Source organism: Bacteroides sp. BFG-637 (genome assembly GCF_024793605.1).
In the GTDB taxonomy this organism is placed as follows: Bacteria; Bacteroidota; Bacteroidia; order Bacteroidales; family Bacteroidaceae; genus Bacteroides; species Bacteroides vicugnae.
This window is the reverse complement of record NZ_JANUPD010000002.1, coordinates 3131680-3150865: the sequence shown is the minus strand read 5'-3', so window position 1 is coordinate 3150865 and position 19186 is coordinate 3131680. Positions and strand designations below refer to the sequence as shown.

Here is a 19186-nt window from a genome sequence, read left to right as displayed (position 1 = left end):
TGAGTTCACCACAGAGGACACGGAGGACACAGAGGTTTAATATTTTTTATTCACTATAGAGTAACACAGCTTCTCACGTATTTATCGCTCTGTTTTACTTGTAGAAAGAGAGAAAAGAACTCTGTGTCCTCCGTGTCCTCTGTGGTGAAATTATTTAGCGAAGAGATATGTATTCATTATTTTTCTTTATATCCAAATCTTATTGTTGTTTAATAATGACATGTTTTTCAAGAGCGAGGTACTATTAATCAAAAACTTTTATTAGTTTTGTTCTTTGTAATATCTCAAACTCTTAAAATAGAAGCAAATGAAAAAAGGTTTGAAAATCGCAGCTATCACAGTAGGAGTCATCATCATTCTGATGTTCCTTCTTCCTTTCGCCTTCCAGGGAAAGATAGCCGACATTGTAAAAACAGAAGGCAACAAAATGCTTAATGCACAATTTGACTTTAAGAACCTTAACATTAGCCTGTTCCGTAACTTTCCACAGGCTTCTGTCACTCTCGAAGATTTCTGGTTGAAAGGTACTGGTGAATTCGCCAATGACACCCTTGTACAGGCCGGAGAAGTTACTGCCGCAGTCAACTTATTCTCTCTTTTCGGAGATAGCGGTTACGATATTTCTAAAATATTTATTGAAGATACACGGTTACATGCCATTGTATTGCCGGACGGACGTGCCAACTGGGATATCATGAAACCGGATACAACAGCAACTGCCGAAACTCCTGTTTCAGAAGAAGCAGCATCTTCTCCTTTCAAAGTGAAGCTACAACGGTTTGTTATCAAAAACATGAACCTGATTTATGACGATCAACAAGGGAAGATGTATGCTGATATCCGCGACTTTAACGCAATCTGCGCCGGAGACTTAGGAAGTGACCGTACTACTCTGAAACTGGAGGCGGAAACCAAATCACTTACTTACAAGATGAATGGAATCCCTTTCCTTGCCAATGCCAATATCTCCGCAACAATGGATGTGGATGCCGACCTTGCCAATAATAAATACACATTAAAAGACAACACTATCCGCCTCAACGCCATTCAGGCAGGTATCGACGGTTGGGTAGCTTTGAAAGATCCGGCTATCGACATGGACTTGAAACTTAACACGAACGATATCGGGTTTAAGGAAATCTTGTCACTGATTCCAGCCATTTATGCAACGGAATTCTCCAGTCTGAAAACAGACGGAACCGCTACGCTTACCGCAACGGCGAAAGGTATCTTGCAAGGCGACACCGTTCCTGCATTCAACATTGATATGCAAGTCAAGAATGCCATGTTCCGCTATCCGGCCTTACCGGCAGGAGTGGATCAAATCAATATCAGTGCCAACGTCCAGAACCCGGGAGGAAATATCGACCTGACTACGGTCAATATCAATCCTTTCAGTTTCCGTCTTGCCGGAAATCCGTTTAGTCTGACGGCTAATGTGAAAACGCCGGTCAGCGATCCGGACTTTAAAGCTGAAGCTAAAGGGATTCTCAACTTAGGCATGATCAAACAAGTCTATCCACTTGGAGACATGGAGTTGAACGGTACCATTGATGCTGATATGCAAATGTCGGGACGACTTTCCTATATCGAAAAAGAGGAATACGAACGTATGCAAGCTTCGGGCACTATCGGACTGACGGGTATGAAACTCAAAATGAAAGATATGCCGGACGTAGAAATCAAGAAGTCCCTCTTCACTTTCACCCCGAAATACCTCCAGTTGAGCGAAACAACCGTCAACATCGGGAAGAATGATATCACAGCCGACAGCAGGTTTGAAAACTATATCGGTTACGCATTGAAGGGTACTACATTGAAAGGGAACCTGAATATCCGTTCCAACTATTTTAATCTGAACGACTTCATGACCGCTTCTGCGGATGAAACGACTGCATCAGAAACTGCGTCTACCGACTCCGTAGCTACAGCTGCCACGGGTATTATGGAAGTTCCCCGCAACATCGACTTCCAAATGGACGCTAACCTGAAACAGGTGTTATTCGATAAGATGTCTTTCAATAATATGAACGGTAAGCTTGTGATAAAAGATGGCAAAGTGGATATGAAAAATCTCTCCATGAACACCATGGGTGGCAACGTGGTCATGAACGGCTACTACTCCACTGCCAACGTAAAGAAGCCGGAAATGAAAGCCGGATTCAAACTCTCCAATATCGGTTTCGCACAAGCTTACAAAGAGTTGGATATGGTGCAGAAGATGGCTCCTATCTTCGAAAACCTGAAAGGTAATTTCTCCGGAAGCATCAATGTACTGACAGATCTGGATGCAACCATGAGCCCTGTACTGAATACAATGCAAGGTGATGGCAGCCTTTCCACCCGTGATCTTAGTTTAAGCGGAGTGAAAGCAATTGACGAGATAGCCGATGCCGTTAAACAGCCAAGTCTGAAAGACATGAAGGTGAAAGATATGACACTGGATTTCACCATCAAAGACGGACGCGTAGAAACCAAACCGTTCGATATCAAGATGGGAGACTACACATTGAATCTTTCCGGTAGCACAGGCCTCGATCAAACCATCGACTATTCCGGAAAAGTGAAGCTGCCCGCATCTGTAGGCAATATCTCTAAACTAATGACTCTCGACTTGAAGATCGGCGGTTCATTTACCTCTCCGAAAGTCAGCGTCGATACTAAAAGCATGGCAAACCAAGCTGTCGAAGCTGTAGCCGATGAAGCTATCAGCAAACTCGGACAGAAACTGGGACTGGACTCTGCCGCTACCGCCAATAAGGACTCAATCAAACAAAAGGTGACAGAGAAGGCTGCAGAAAAGGCACTGGATTTCTTAAAAAAGAAACTCAAATAAGAAAGAAGGAGAATGAATTATGCTTCTGAAGCTATATGACAAAAATAATAACCCGCAGGATTTACAACGAATCATCGATATCCTGAATGACGGCGGACTGATTATCTATCCCACTGATACGATGTACGCCATCGGCTGTCATGGTTTGAAGGAACGTGCCATAGAAAGGATATGCCGGATCAAAGAGATAGACCCTCGAAAGAACAACCTGTCTATCATCTGTTATGACTTGAGTAGCATCAGCGAATATGCGAAAGTAGACAATAATATCTTCAAGCTGATGAAGCATAATCTTCCGGGGCCATTTACTTTTATTTTGAACGGAACCAATCGGTTGCCCAAAATCTTCCGCAACCGGAAAGAAGTGGGTATCCGTATGCCGGATAATAACATCATCCGCGAAATCGCACGCCTGCTGGATGCTCCCATTATGACTACCACACTGCCCTACGAAGAGCATGAGGACTTGGAATATATGACAGATCCCGAACTGATAGATGAGAAGTTCGGTGACATCGTTGATCTGGTCATTGACGGAGGTATCGGAGGTATAGAACCTTCTACCGTAGTGAAATGTACCGACGACGAGCCGGAAATCATCCGGCAAGGGAAAGGATGGCTGGAAGAGAATTAATATCTTTCCACCGGAATCAATCTTTCTATCAAAAAAAGGGCTGCCCTCCGTTCGATACGGAAGCAGCCCATTCTTTTGATGGAATCCATTCAGAGGATAGAATCTTACTTAATCAATGATTCCGGATCCAAATGAGCAGATTCGATATCTTTAAAGTAACGGTAAGTACCCACTTTCAATTCCGCCGTAGCAGCATCATCACAAACGATAATACCCTTTTCATGCATTTGCAATGCACTGATTGTCCACATCTGTGTGATAGCACCTTCTACAGCGTGATACAAAGCACGAGCTTTGTTATGACCATTTACAATAATCATCACTTCTTTTGCAGAAAGCACAGTACCCACTCCCACTGTCAAAGAAGTCTTAGGAACTTTGTTGATGTCATTATCAAAGAAACGGGAGTTAGCAATGATGGTATCCATTGTTAACGTTTTCTGACGAGTGCGTGAAGTCAATGAAGATCCCGGTTCGTTGAACGCAATATGTCCGTCAGGACCGATACCGCCCATAAACAGGTCAATGCCACCATATGACTTGATCTTTTCTTCGTAACGAGCACATTCTGCATCCAAATCAGGAGCATTACCATTCAGAATATTCGTATTCTCCGGTTTGATATCGATATGACCGAAAAAGTTATTCCACATGAAAGAATAATAGCTTTCCGGATGTTCTTTCGGCAATCCTACATATTCGTCCATGTTGAATGTTACCACATTCCGGAAGGAAACGATTCCTTTCTTATTCAGGTCAATCAAAGCTTTATACATGCCCAGAGGAGATGATCCGGTAGGACAGCCCAACACAAATGGTTTTTCGGGGGTTGGATTGGCAGCTTTTATTTTAGCGGCAACATAATGTGCAGCCCACAGAGATACGGACTGATAGTCCGGCTGAATAATAAGTCTCATAAGTCGATTGTTTTATAGGTTAGTTAATAAATTATCTCATTCACTGTTTTAACGATCTTTCTTCAAACGGTCTGCCATGGCACGTGCCAGATTTTCGCACTGGGTATAAGTCAGGTCTTTCATCGCCTGCTTCATCTCCACCGGATCACCGATCAATTCGAATTTACTCTTTTCAGCAAACTCCGCCAGACGTTTCACCGCTGCACCTGCCCATGCGAAAGAACCGAAGTAACCCAAATAGCGTCCCTTCACCTCACGCAGCAGAATCTTTGAAAGCAGCGCTTCCACCTCCGGGAATATCTGATTACTATACGTAGGAGAACCGATAATCAATCCCTTATAACGGAAAATATCCGCTATAATATAAGAAGGATGACTCTTTGTCACGTTATGCATAACGATATTCTTAACCCCCTGTGCAGAAAGCTCTTCAGCAATAGCTTCCGCCATCTGCTCCGTATTTCCATACATGCTTCCGTAAGCAATAACAACACCTTCATCCGCATCATAACGGCTCAAACGATCATATATACCGATCACCTTTGCAATATTCTCCGTCCATACCGGTCCGTGAGTAGAACAAATGGCAGAAATGGGAAGTCCGCCCAATTTCTGCAAAGCCTTTTGCACGGGGCTTCCGTATTTACCAACGATATTAGAGTAATAACGGACCATTTCTCCCCAATACTTATCTACATTAATCCGAGTATCCAGGAATCCGCCATCCACCGTACCAAAACATCCGAATCCGTCGCCGGAGAAAAGAACTCCATCCGTTTCATCAAAAGTCATCATCGTTTCCGGCCAATGCACCATCGGAGTCATATAAAAACGCAGTTTGTGACGTCCCAAAGCAAGGAAATCACCATCCTTTACCAGATATTGTTCACCGGTTACCCCATAGAAACCTTCAATCATACCGAATGTCTGCTTATTACCCACAATGATAATCTCCGGATAATGTTGTTTAATCAATCGGATAGATCCCGAATGATCCGGTTCCATGTGATTTATAATCAAATAATTAATGGGACGTTCTCCAATCACTTGCTTGATTTTACGCAAGTAGACTTCAAAATAACAGATATCTACCGTATCTACCAATGCCACCATTTCATCATCAATCAGATAAGAGTTATATGAAACTCCATAGGGCAATGGCCACATCGCTTCAAATCTGTGCTTGTTACGGTCATTTACTCCCACATAGTGGACATTTCCTTTAATTCTTGTTTTACTTTCCATCTTTCAAATCCATTAAATATTTCTTCCACTATTCTATACTCCGCAAAACAGCTGTTTATTAAGTGGTAAGTTTATCGTCTGCAAAAATAATCCTTTTTTCCGAATCCCTATACTTCTTACCTTGATAAGCACCTCTTTCTTTCATTCTTTTTTGTAAACGAGCTACAAATTCATAATTTTTCAATCCCCAGTCCGGAGCTATTAATAAATCTTTAGGAGATTGGGAAACAAAGCGTTCCACAACCATATCCGGACGGAGATGCTCTACATAATCAATCACCAGATCAATGTATTCCTCAACCTCACTAAACAAATGAAAGTCAGCAGGAGTTACGTCATACTCATGTGCCATTCGCGTACCACGGATCAACTGTAACTGATGAATTTTGAGCGTAGCTAAAGGCAGATCGGAAAGAATTTCCGCTTGCGCCACCATTGTATCATGCGTTTCTCCCGGAAGCCCGAGGATGATATGTCCACCTGTCAGGATACCACAGGCCGCTGTCTGGCACACAGCTTCTACTGTATCTGCATAAGTATGCCCCCGGTTAATACGTCTCAAGGTTTCATCACAAGTGCTTTCGATCCCATATTCTACCATGAGAAACGTATGTTTGTTCAATTCTTCCAGATAACGCAACAAGCTTTCCGGCATACAATCGGGACGCGTACCAATCACCAGCCCGACTACTCCATCCACCGCCAATGCTTCCTCATACTTACGCTTCAAGCCTTCCAACTCCGCATACGTATTGGTATAAGCCTGAAAGTAGGCTAAATATTTCATTTCCGGATATTTATGGGCAAAAAAACATTTGCCTTCTTCCAACTGGGTAGTAACAGATTTCTCTGTCCGACAATAATCCGGATTAAAAGTCTGGTTATTACAATACGTACATCCGCCCCATCCTTTTGTTCCATCACGATTAGGGCAAGTGAAACCTGCATTCAATGAAATCTTTTGTACTTTGTAAGGAAAATATTTCCGCAGAAAAGTAGGGAAATCATTATATAATAGCTGCGTAGACATATTCATTCACTTTTTTTCTTTATTTTACCTACAAACATAAGCAAAATCAACGAGTTACGGAAAGTTGGCACAAAATATCTTCAATATATTAAAAAAATCATAATTACTATAAGATAAATTAATAAATATTGCAATACGAAAAACTATTTAATTAGCTTTGCTATGATTTTAGGCATTGGCAGGAGGATACTTGTGAAAGTCTTGTGCAATTTATTCCCCAATTATGATTTCATCTCACCATACCCCATGCAACTCTTGTCAATAAAATTATCCTCTTTATAATCTGAATTAAGATTATAAAGAGGATTTTTTACTAATATGATTCCTTGACTTTATCTAAAACACAAAATAGAAATCAGAGCTATATAGCAAGAAGAGGAAAAAATAGGCAAAAACGAGTATTATTCGTTCAAACCACCTATCTATCTTTCTATTCTGCTTTGTTTTCTCTATTTTTGCTACAAACATTAAAACAACTACTATGAAACGGCTCCATATTCTATTTCTTTTTCTGACAATAACAATCATTCTAACCGCTCAACCCATCTGTCAGGTTAAACACTTTTCGGTAAGTGACGGTCTCGCTCAAGGAGTAGTGATGAGCATATTACAGGATCAGAAAGGGCTTGTTTGGTTTAGTACCTGGAATGGGCTTAACAAATTTGACGGATACACGTTTAAGACTTATAAAACTTCGCAAGAAAGTAAATATGCATTTGGAAGCAATCGCATGGGGACTATTTCAGAAAGCAAATACGGAGATATATGGTGTCCCACTTACGATGGACAAGCTTGTCTTTTTGATGTGGAAACCGAGAAGTTTATCGATGTCCTCCAACCTATTGAGCTTGCCACGAAACAAACAAATGATGTCACGCGTATTTATTCGCTGGAGAAAGGGATCGCCTGGATTCTCTGTAAAAACGGATATGCTTTCAGAGTAGACGAACAACGATGTAAAAAAGGAGAAGGTATCACTCTTTATTCAACTTCCAACCACAATCTGAAAGGAGATCAGATATTGAGCGTTTATCAAGACTCTGAAGAAGATGAATGGATATTGACGGACAAAGGTGTTTCTATCATAGGAAAGAAAACACTGGATACTGACTTTCCTTTCCAGTTTATCACTCAAATAAAAGAAACCATCTATCTGATTGCAGAAAATGACAAGTTAGCCAGATATAACTTCCACACTAAAAAACTGAAATTCGTAGACATTCCTTATCCCCATCATAAAATAAACAATGTCACTGCCATAGGAAAAGATATGCTGGCATTGGGAACGGACAATGGACTCATTTTATATTCTATCCCGAAGAATAGTTTCCAGCAAATAGACATCCGTACAGCTACCCAAACTTCCAACGATGTGGAATCTGTCTATCAAGACCACTTGGGAGATATCTGGATCTTTTCAAAAGATCCGGGGATTGTTCATCTTAACCTCGCGACCCATGAAAAAGAGCATCTGTTCACTCCCAAAGATGAGATTATCAAGCATGGGCGTAAAAGTCGCAAACTTATTTTTGAAGACAATGCGAAAAACCTATGGCTACTCCCCACGGAAGGAAACTTTTGCTACTATGACCGGAAAGAAAGAACTCTCAAACCGCTTCTTACGGATATCAATAATCCCAAGTCTATTTTCAGTCCGTTAGTCAGGTCTTATACATTGGATAATCAGGGAAACTGCTGGTTTGCAACAGCACGCGGCGTAGAAAAACTATGCTTCTTTCCACAGAGTTATCAATTTAACTTGACTGATTACGAGGCGGAAACACGTGCCTTCCTGCAAGACAGCAATCAACGTCTATGGACAGCATCGAAATCTAATTATATCCAGATATTTGCACCGGATGGTAGCTTGGCGGGATATTTATCCAAACAAGGAAATATCATTAAAGAAAAACAGTCGTTCTATAATGGAGTATATTCCATTCTGGAAGATAAAGATGGAAATATCTGGTTGGGGACTAAAGATATCGGACTTTTCCAACTCAAAAAGACAGGAGTAAATCATTATTCTATTCACCATTTTGAACACCAGCCAAACGATCCTTATAGTTTAAGCAGCAATAGCATTTATGCCATCTTTCAGGACAGTCGCAACAACATTTGGGTGGGATGTTATGGGGGCGGTTTAAATATGCTGACACAGGATAAAGATGGAAAAACATCCTTTATTCATAGTAATAATGAATTAAGAAACTATCCCATAGCTTACGGTATGAAAGTACGCAATATTGCAGAAGCTCCGGGAGGAGTGATTTTGGTGGGAACGACTAACGGGCTGCTTACATTCTCAAACAACTTCGAACGTCTGGAAGAAATTAAATTCTACCGGAATATCCATAGGCCGGGAGATAAAAACAGTCTTAGTGCCAATGATATCATGCATATCTATACAGACAAGAATAAAACCACTTATGTCATCAGCTTTACCGGAGGTGTAAACAAAGTGATATCTCCCAACCTGCTTAGCGATCATATCCAATTCAAGAACTACGACAAGAACAACGGGTTGGCCTCCGACTTGGCACTATCAATCATTGAAGATGCACAGAATCAATTATGGGTTGTTTCGGAGATTGCGCTCTCCAAGTTCGATCCGGCCAAAGAAACTTTTGAGAACTATGAATTAAGTTCCATCTATCAGGAGTTCAATTTCTCCGAAGCTCTTCCTATCATCAATGCCCGTAACCAAATTGTATTGGGAACTGATAAAGGCTTTCTGGAAGTTTCTCCGGAGAAGATGCGGAAGAGTAGCTATGTTCCTCCTATTGTGTTTACAGGACTCAAGATTCAAGGACACCTTACCGATCACTCCATTGACAATCTGGAAGAATTGGAACTGGAACCGTCGCAAAGGAATGTAACTTTCCAGTTTGCTGCGCTTGATTATGTCAATCCGAAAGGGATTCTATATGCTTATCGCCTGCAAGGATTAGAGAAAGAATGGAATGAAGCAGATAATAACCGTTCCGCTAGCTACATCAACTTACCTGCAGGCAAATATCAGTTGCAGATAAAGTCAACAAACAGTGACGGGGTCTGGGTGGACAATGTACGGACTCTATCTATACATGTACTCCCCACCTTTTGGGAAACCTACTGGGCATGGCTGCTCTATTTCATTCTATTCACACTCTTTACAGCAAGCATCGTATATGTATTATTTTACATCTACCGGTTACGCCACAGAGTGGATATGGAACAACAATTAGCAAATATCAAACTGCGATTCTTTACTGACATATCTCATGAATTACGCACTCCGCTGACTTTAATCAGTAGTCCTGTGACAGAGGTATTAGAGAATGAACCTCTTTCTCCTTCTGCCCGTGAACACTTGACTTTGGTACATCAGAACACAGAGCGCATGCTCCGACTGATGAATCAGATTCTGGATTTCCGCAAGATTCAGAATCAGAAAATGAAACTACTGATTGAAGAAACCGATTTGATTCCACTTCTGCAAAAGGTGATGAGTAGCTTCAAACTGATAGCCGAAGAAAAGAACATAAACTATCAGCTGACTTCTACCATCCAATCGGTGTATAGCTGGGTGGACAGAGACAAGTTTGAAAAGATATTCTTCAATCTGCTTTCCAATGCATTCAAGTATACACCTGCCGACAAATCGATCACCGTTCATATCACAACGAAAGAGAAGACGGTAGAGATAGAGGTTGCAGACGAAGGAATCGGAATTGCAGTAGAAAAGCAACATTCCTTGTTCCAACGTTTCGAGTCATTGGTAAAACAGAATATTCTGCAACCATCTTCCGGAATCGGACTGTCTCTCGTGAAAGAGATGGTGGAAATGCATCATGGCACTATTACAGTAAATAGTCAACCCGGAGTAGGCAGCCGTTTTACAGTAAGCTTGCCTTTACAACGGGAAATTTTCGAAGAGGATGTGCAGGTAGAATTTATCCTGAATGATAGCCAGCGTTCAGCGCCTCATCCCGTCGATAGCATGAAAGCACCGGAAGAGGTGGAAAAAAAGAAGACCTTGAGACTAATTCGGATAGTTTCTCCATACTGGTGGTAGAAGATAATGAAGAGTTAAAGGCTTTTCTGAAAAGTATTTTATCGGAGAATTATACGGTAATCACAGCTTCCAATGGTGAAGAGGGATTGCAACATGCTGTTGACGATCTGCCCGATCTTATTATCAGTGATGTTATGATGCCGGTAATGGACGGTTTAGAAATGATCAGGCAAATCAAAGAGAACAACAATATTTGCCATATCCCCATCATCGTATTATCTGCCAAAGCCTCTCTGGACGACCGTATCGCCGGATTAGAACAAGGCATTGACGATTATATCACCAAACCTTTCAGTGCTACTTATCTAAAGACCCGTGTAGCCTCCTTGTTACGACAACGCAAAGCATTGCAGGAGCTCTATATGAATAGACTGATGGAAGGAAAGAATACCTCTTCTCCCGATCCTCTGACTCCTTCACAACCACAGATTACTCCATACGACGAGCAATTTATGGAAAAAGTAATGGCATACATGGAAGAACAGATGGACAATGCCGAACTAACGATTGACGAATTTGCAGAACAGTTGATGCTTAGCCGTACAATCTTCTACCGGAAATTAAAATCAATCGTCGGACTGACACCTGTTGACTTTATACGGGAAATACGTATCAAACGTGCCGTACAACTGATTGACAGCGACGAATATAACTTCTCCCAAGTAGCATATATGACGGGATTCAACGATCCGAAATATTTCAGCAAGTGCTTCAAGAAAGTGATAGGAATTACCCCGTCAGAATACAAAGAGAGAAAAAAATAACTCTTTGATAAGAATATAAAAAGTCCCTTTATACCCGGTTGTCTCATTATTCGATCAATCAAAATTCGATAGAGTAAACTGATATAAAGGGACTTTTCATACAAGATAAAGAGATTTGCCTGTCAACAACACATCAATACCCAAACTTACATTGACAAACAAACACCTGTTTTTCCGAATCATCATTAAATACTTCTTCTTCAAATCCTCCATATTTATGAATAATACTAAAACCATTCCATTCCAAATATGAATCCAACTCTTGAGGGAAAAACATTCTCATATCCAGATTTTGAATAGAATTGAATTCACCATTGATAAAATAATGCCATTCGATCCGATTAATCTGGGTTTTATTTTCATATCGCATTGTCTGCTTTATCGAGACTTCTCTTCCATCATCAGTTGTATACGTGGCTATTTCCTGCTGCTCTTTCTCACCTTCAACTATATACCGAATATTCGGATTAAAACAATCCAACAGAAATAAGCCTCCGTCTTTGAGGTGATTTTTAACGACATGAAGTACCTTTAATAAATCTTCATTCTCATATAAATGATGGATCGAATTAAATGGAATAAAAATAAGGTCGTACTTCTCCTGTAAATCCAGCGTCCTGATATCCGCCTGAATGAAATTGATTCTTAATCCTGCTTCGGAAGCTTTCATCTTAGCTTGGTGAAGCATTGAAGCAGTGTAATCAACCCCACTTATATCATATCCATCCTTTGCAATAGGAAGAGTAAGTCTGCCAGTTCCACAGCAAAGCTCAAGTATTCGGGCATCCTTGTTTTTAGGTAACCATCGCTTATAAAATTGCAAATCATCCATGCTGGTATTCATTCCATCATAAATATTTGCATCATAAATTAAATCGCCAACTTTATAATCACTATTCATTTGCCTCCTCCAATATCCATTATTTACTATTATTTCTTATACAAACAAGAATATCCCCAACGTACAATGTACCAAAAGGATATTCTATAAATAACCGGAAATATTACCGGTCGTTCGCAAATGTAGTAAATATCTATAAGCCAGCTATGATTATCTTTTAAAAACTCAAATTTCAACAAGACAGATCTCTGATATAAGCATTAAACCAACATTTCGGTATCATTCTATTTACATTGTAAAACTTATACTATATTCAACAAAATGTTTTTATCTTTGAACAGGTCTATGGATTTATCGGCTCCAAATAAGCCTTGCATAGGAAATCCTCCTTTTCTACCGGATATTCCCCACAAAAAGATTGAAAAGGGCGTACTATTGCAGTCTCAAATCTAAAAACCAAAAAAACTAGAAAATGAAAAAGCAATGGATCATTGCCTGTTTTATCGGAATTCAAGGGGTAAATGTACAGGCACAACAACCCAGCAAGTATCCCTATCAGGACACGAAGCTGACTGTGGAACAACGGGCGGATGATTTACTTCAACGCCTCACATTAGAAGAAAAAGTGGCGTTGATGCAAAACAATTCACCGGCTATTCCCCGGCTTGGCATTAAGCCGTATGAATGGTGGAACGAGGCCCTTCATGGCGTTGCCCGTGCCGGACTGGCTACTGTCTTTCCGCAAACCATCGGTATGGCCGCTTCTTTCAACGATGCATTACTATATGAAGTCTTTGATGCCGTATCCGATGAAGCACGTGCCAAGAACCGCCAATTCAATGAAAAAGGACATTATAAACGTTATCAGGGACTGACCATGTGGACTCCCAACGTCAATATCTTCCGCGACCCCCGCTGGGGACGGGGACAGGAAACCTATGGCGAAGACCCTTACTTGAGCGGTCGGATGGGAATGGCAGTAGTCAGAGGCCTGCAAGGACCGGAAGATGCCGAATATGACAAACTTCACGCCTGCGCCAAACACTTTGCCGTGCACTCGGGTCCCGAATGGAACCGTCACAGCTTCAACGCAGAAAACATCGCACCCAGAGATTTATGGGAAACCTATCTGCCTGCCTTCAAGGAACTGGTACAAAAAGCAGGAGTTAAAGAAGTGATGTGCGCCTACAATCGTTTCGAGGGCGATCCCTGCTACGGCAGCAATCGTCTGTTAACCCAAATTCTCCGCAACGACTGGGGATTCAAAGGAATCGTAGTCTCCGACTGCGGAGCAATCGGAGACTTCTTCCAGCGCAAAAAACATGAAACACATCCCGATGCCACCCATGCCTCTGCCGACGCTGTTTTAAGCGGAACGGATCTCGAATGTGGCGGCAACTTCAAAAGCATCACCGATGCTGTGAAAAAAGGGCTGATTTCGGAAGAGAAAATCAACACATCAGTCAAAAGACTACTGAAGGCCCGCTTTGAACTGGGAGAAATGAATCCGACTCATCCTTGGAGTAACATTCCATTTTCTGTTATCGACTGTCCCAAACACAAAGAACTGGCACTGAAAATGGCACATGAGAGTCTGGTATTGCTCCAAAACAAAAACAATATCCTTCCATTAAACCGCCAGATGAAAGTGGCAGTCATCGGCCCCAATGCCAATGACTCGGTCATGCAATGGGGCAACTACAACGGCTTCCCTTCACATACCGTTACTTTACTGGAAGGAATACGCGCCAAACTGCCCGACGCACAAATCATCTACGAACCTGTATGCGGATATACAAACGACACCACCCTGCACAGCCTGTTCAACCAGTGCAGTATCGACGGAGAAGCCGGATTCAACGCCACCTACTGGAATAACCGCGAATACAAAGGCAAGATTGCCGCAACCGACCGCCTGACCACTCCTTTCCATTTCAGTGCCGAAGGTTCTACCGTATTTGCTCCCGGTGTAGGATTGAAAAACTTCACCGCCATCTATCGTTCCACTTTCCGCCCGGTGGATTCCGGTGCCGCCACTTTCCGCGTGATGACGAACGGAGGAGTCACTTTATTCCTCAACGGCAAGCAAATAGCTGAAGCCACCAACATCAAGAATCATACCAATCTGTATTCTTTCAACTACGAAGCAGGAAAGAGTTACGACATTGAGTTGCATTTTATTCAAGTAAAAGACAATCCTGCACTGAACTTCGACCTGGCGAAACAAACTCCTATGGATGCCCGTGAAATCCTGAACAAGTTGCAAAGCGCAGATGTAGTTATCTTTGCCGGAGGTATCTCTCCCCTGTTGGAAGGAGAATCCATGCGGGTATCCGATCCCGGATTCAAAGGTGGCGACCGTACAGAAATCGAATTACCCGCCATCCAGCGCGAAGTTCTTGCTCTTCTGAAAAAGAATGGAAAGAAAACAGTATTCGTCAATTTCTCCGGTTCGGCGATGGCCATCGTGCCCGAAACGCTGAATTGCGATGCTATCCTGCAAGCATGGTATCCCGGACAGGCAGGTGGAACAGCCGTTGCTGATGTTCTTTTCGGAGATTACAATCCTGCCGGACGTCTGCCTATCACTTTCTATAAAGGTTTGCAGCAATTACCGGACTATGAAGACTATTCGATGAAGGGACGTACTTATCGTTTCATGGCGGAAACTCCTCTTTATCCATTCGGCTACGGTTTAAGTTATACCCATTTCTCTTATGGGAAAGCCACACTGAACCAGTCGAAACTAGCCAAAGGCGAAAAAGCCATCCTTACTATCCCAGTAAGTAACGTCGGACAGAGAGACGGTGAAGAAGTGGTTCAAGTATACATCTGCCGTCCTGACGACAAAGAAGGTCCGCAAAAAACTCTTCGTGGTTTCCAACGGGTCAACATATCCAAAAGCAAGACCGAAAATGTAACAATCGAGCTTCCCTACGAATCATTCGAGTGGTTTGATACCGCCACTAATACGATGCGTCCTTTGACCGGAACATACAAGGTACTTTATGGTAGCAGTTCATCCGCCGACGATTTGCAATCACTCTCTATAAAGATTTTATAATTTTACCCTCATGCCCTCATAAGCTACTTTAATCCCTTTATTCATCGGGGATATAGCTATGAGGGCAGACTATAACAGCAAGTAATGGCGAAAATTAACCGCCGTGAAATTAACCGTCGTTATTTTTAGGAGGCATTATTAGATTTTATAACAGAACCAAATGATTGGAATAACTTGGAATAGATCGGCCTAGGAATTAAACACCATTTTTTCTGTCAACTTTCGCTTTTCTCCTGCAAAAGATTTTTCTTTTTCATTTCTCATATTCTCATAGTATTCGTATAAAGCAAAGACTGTCAAACAGATAGTCTATGAGAAATGATTTCTAAATAGGCATTTCTCATAGTTTTTTGGCCAAACACCCCGGATTTTACCTCATTTCTCATACTTACTGGAGGCATTTCTCATAGTGTATCCGGAGGATTGATTTCCCATCAACAGAACTTATTGCTTCTTTTCGTGTGTACTGCTTTTATTCCTACAGCAATGACATTTTGCAAACAATTCATTGTTTGTTTATATGAAATGTACTCGTTAATAAGTTATTAATCAATGGATAATACCGTTTTTTCTAAGGAGGAAACCAATTGTTGCACTCCAGTGAACAGATCCTTGCACTCTAGTGGAAAGAACCGTTCACTGGAATGCAACGATCTGTTCACTAGAGTGCAACAAACCGGATAGTGGTAAGAAACAGGGCAGACGCATTATATTTTTTACTATCCTACTCCTGTTTTCATTCTATTTATATAATTGATTATTAACTTATTAATTCTTTCTTATTTCGACTATTTTCCTTATCTTTATAAGATATTATAAAACATAAACTAACATGAAAATAGGGATAATTGACCTTTGTAAACAAATAGAAGATCCTAGAATGAACCGTAAAAAAGTCCATAAAATGGAAACCATCGTCTATATATCCATTGCTGCTGTAATTTGTGGTGCCCAATCCTGGAATGAGATTGAGGAATTTGGCAATGCCAAAATTGCTTTTTTCAAAAGTCGCATACCTAATCTGGAGTTCATCCCCAGCCATGATACTTTTAATAGATTCTTTAGCATCATAAAGCCCGAATATTTTGAGTTGATCTTCCGTAATTGGGTCAAACAAGTCTGTCAGGAGGTGAAAGGGGTTATAGCTATAGATGGCAAACTTATGCGTGGTCCAAGTAAATGTGACGGAGAACATACGACGGGAAAGGAAGGATTCAAATTATGGATGGTTTCCGCATGGTCCGCTGCCAATGGAATTTCTTTAGGACAAGTGAAGGTGGATGATAAAAGTAATGAAATTACCGCTATTCCATTGTTACTAAACTCTTTGGATCTCAATGATTGCATTGTCACAATTGACGCGATGGGCTGCCAGACAGATATAACACGGACCATCATTGAGCGTGACGCAAATTATATTATAGCTATAAAGGATAACAAGAAGAAAAACTATCAACTGGCCAAACAGATCATTGAAGATTATCAGGATAAAGACGAAATAATCAATAGAGTCACCAGGCATGTGTCTCAAAATACCGGACATGGAAGGATAGAGACAAGAACTTGTACTGTAGTTAGTTATGGACCTATAATGGAAAAAATGTTTAAAAAGAAACTTGTGGGACTGAAGTCTGTTGTTGGGATAAAATCGGAAAGAACAATAGTGGCAACAGGAGAATATACACAAGAGGTAAGATACTATGTAACTTCAATGGATAATACCAAACCGGACGAAATTTCCTCTGCCATCAGACAGCATTGGTCTATTGAAAATAATCTGCATTGGCAACTGGATGTTACCTTTCGAGAAGACTATAGTAAAAAGGTCAAAAATGCAGCCAGAAACTTTTCCGCAGCAACAAAAATGGCACTTACTATCCTGAAGAAGGATAAAACAACTAAAGGAAGTATGAATCTAAAAAGGCTAAAAGCTGGGTGGGATGAAAAATATTTATCAAAACTTTTACAGGATAATGATTTTTAATGCGTCTGCCCTGTGGTAAGAAAAAACGGTTATGATGAAGGAAAAACAGATAAGTATACGGTAAATAATACACAGAAAAGCTATAAACAACAGAAAGTTGCCAATTAAACTGAAGAAGGAAAGGAGTATGAGAATAAGATGAGAAACACCTCGGAACCTATGAGAAAAGGGTTGGACAAGCTGTTATCCAACCCTTAATTTGAACTCTATTAATTCTTTGTAAGCAGCCGTTTTTCTGAAATTGTCCCATATTCTTTGCCATTGATAGTAATACCTGTTGTATTCTCTATCTGTATCATCGAATCATCGGGAGTTTCTATATCCACATTCTCTATGCTAATCTTTGCAACTTTATTAATTACGATACCTTGCTTCGCGCCCGTTACCACCATATTCTTTATGGAAATGTTCTCAATCGGCATTTCGGGAAGTCCGTTCAGATACACCGCCCGTCCGGCTCCCTTGCAGAACACGTCCGAGATATGTATGTTCCTGAATGCCGGAGTTTCTTCGGTAACATCCGGCACAGGCCCGCCCGGAGCACCTTTGGTGGCATAATACAAGTCGGCAATCAAGGCATCATTCGGAATGTCTATCATATTGATATGGTTGATATAGATATTCTCCACAACACCGCCACGACCGCGGACACTCTTGAACCGCAGCCCTACATCCGTACCGATAAACGAACATTCGGATACATACACATTCTTCACGCCGCCGGACATTTCGCTACCAATGACGAATCCGCCATGACCGTGCAACACGGTATTGTTTTTCACAATCACATTCTCGCAAGGCTCTCCACGCCTGCGACCGTCTTTATCCTTTCCCGATTTCAGACAGATTGCATCGTCACCCGCGTCGAAGAAACAGTTCGTTATCAGCACATTCTTGCAGGATTCCACATCGAGCGCATCCCCATTCTGCGAGTACCACGGATTGAACACCTTTACATCATTCAACGTCAGGGATTCGCAAGACAAAGGATGAAGGCACCAATTCGGAGAATTTTTAAAGGTCACGCCTTCCAGAAGCACCTTTTTGCTCTTCACAATGCTTAGCAGAACAGGGCGCAACCAGCTTTTCATTTTTTCCCATTCTTTTATATCCATGTCCGGACGCTTATTTCCCCAGTCTGCCATAAGCACGGAAGCCTTTAAAGCACCTTCATCAGGATACCACACCTTGCCGCTTTCATCTACCTTACCGCCGGATTGGAGCAACTTTTTCCATTGTCTATCCGTCATCTTATCCTTCTTGACGGGACGCCACCGGTCTCCCGCCCCATCGAAAACACCGTAGCCGGTGATGGCTATGTTTTCCGCATTTATTGCCGAGATAGGCGACTGGCAACGTCGCGTATCCAATCCTTCAAACGAAGTCGTGACGATTGGATATAAAGAAGTATCACTACTGAATACAATCAAAGCATTCTTTTCAGCGTGCAAATTGACGTTACTCTGCAAAACAATGGGACCTGTCAGCCATAAGCCTTCCGGAATGATCACTTTGCCCCCGCCTTTGTCGTGAACCGCTTTAATAGCCTTGTTAATAGCCTCTGTATTCAGCGTCACACCATTGCTTTTCGCTCCAAAATCACAGATACTCACCTGATAATCGGGGAAAACGGGACGTTCCACTTTAGGCATGGAGAAAGGAAGGTCTTTATATAAATCTTCCATTTCTATCGTTTGATCCTCCGAGTTTGAATATGCCTGACAAGATGCCAATAACAAGAGTCCCATCAGCATTACTCTGAAATCCTTTTTCAAAAATCTATTCATACTTATCTTTATTATGTATCAAAACCT

The 19186-nt window shown here is 41.5% G+C and carries 9 protein-coding genes and 1 pseudogene; 5 read left to right on the top strand and 5 right to left on the bottom strand.

Going from position 1 to position 19186, the window contains the following annotated elements:
• The first annotated feature begins 307 nt into the window (after positions 1-307).
• Together NXX38_RS12125 and NXX38_RS12120 are read left to right on the top strand one after the other, a co-directional pair.
• The gene (locus NXX38_RS12125) at positions 308-2836 is read left to right on the top strand and encodes an AsmA-like C-terminal region-containing protein (RefSeq protein WP_258979589.1); all 2529 of its coding nucleotides are present in this window, start codon (positions 308-310) and stop codon (positions 2834-2836) included.
• Positions 2837-2855: 19 nt separating this feature from the next.
• Positions 2856-3470, top strand: a complete 615-nt coding sequence (locus NXX38_RS12120; RefSeq protein WP_148366399.1) for an L-threonylcarbamoyladenylate synthase — start codon at positions 2856-2858, stop codon at positions 3468-3470.
• A gap of 104 nt (positions 3471-3574) precedes the next feature.
• Here NXX38_RS12120 and nagB read toward each other — a convergent pair whose 3' ends face one another.
• From nagB to NXX38_RS12105, 3 genes are read right to left on the bottom strand one after another with little or no spacing between them, the layout of a single operon-like run.
• Positions 3575-4387 (bottom strand): glucosamine-6-phosphate deaminase, encoded by an 813-nt coding sequence (gene nagB / locus NXX38_RS12115; RefSeq protein ID WP_148366400.1) that lies wholly within the window; start codon positions 4385-4387, stop codon positions 3575-3577.
• A gap of 48 nt (positions 4388-4435) precedes the next feature.
• Entirely contained in the window at positions 4436-5632 is a 1197-nt protein-coding gene (locus NXX38_RS12110) for an FprA family A-type flavoprotein (RefSeq protein WP_004305272.1), read from the bottom strand.
• A 58-nt stretch (positions 5633-5690) separates the two neighbouring features.
• Positions 5691-6668, bottom strand: a complete 978-nt coding sequence (locus NXX38_RS12105) for a TIGR01212 family radical SAM protein (protein ID WP_195648520.1) — start codon at positions 6666-6668, stop codon at positions 5691-5693.
• Positions 6669-7143: 475 nt separating this feature from the next.
• Between NXX38_RS12105 and NXX38_RS12100 the strand changes: the two are divergent.
• Positions 7144-11483, top strand: a pseudogene (locus NXX38_RS12100) (two-component regulator propeller domain-containing protein).
• A 133-nt stretch (positions 11484-11616) separates the two neighbouring features.
• Here the strand turns inward: NXX38_RS12100 and NXX38_RS12095 are convergent.
• Entirely contained in the window at positions 11617-12384 is a 768-nt protein-coding gene (locus NXX38_RS12095; RefSeq protein ID WP_258979588.1) for a class I SAM-dependent methyltransferase, read from the bottom strand.
• Between the two features lie 412 nt (positions 12385-12796).
• On the opposite strand from NXX38_RS12095, the gene xyl3A reads away from it, so the two are divergent.
• Positions 12797-15388 carry a xylan 1,4-beta-xylosidase gene (gene xyl3A / locus NXX38_RS12090; RefSeq protein ID WP_258979587.1) on the top strand — a complete coding sequence of 864 codons (2592 nt, stop codon included), beginning with the start codon at positions 12797-12799 and terminating at the stop codon, positions 15386-15388.
• A gap of 832 nt (positions 15389-16220) precedes the next feature.
• Positions 16221-17372, top strand: a complete 1152-nt coding sequence (locus tag NXX38_RS12085; protein ID WP_099147672.1) for an ISAs1 family transposase — start codon at positions 16221-16223, stop codon at positions 17370-17372.
• A gap of 209 nt (positions 17373-17581) precedes the next feature.
• Here the strand turns inward: NXX38_RS12085 and NXX38_RS12080 are convergent, their stop codons facing one another.
• Positions 17582-19159 (bottom strand): glycoside hydrolase family 28 protein, encoded by a 1578-nt coding sequence (locus NXX38_RS12080; protein WP_371826259.1) that lies wholly within the window; start codon positions 19157-19159, stop codon positions 17582-17584.
• Positions 19160-19186 lie beyond the last annotated feature (27 nt).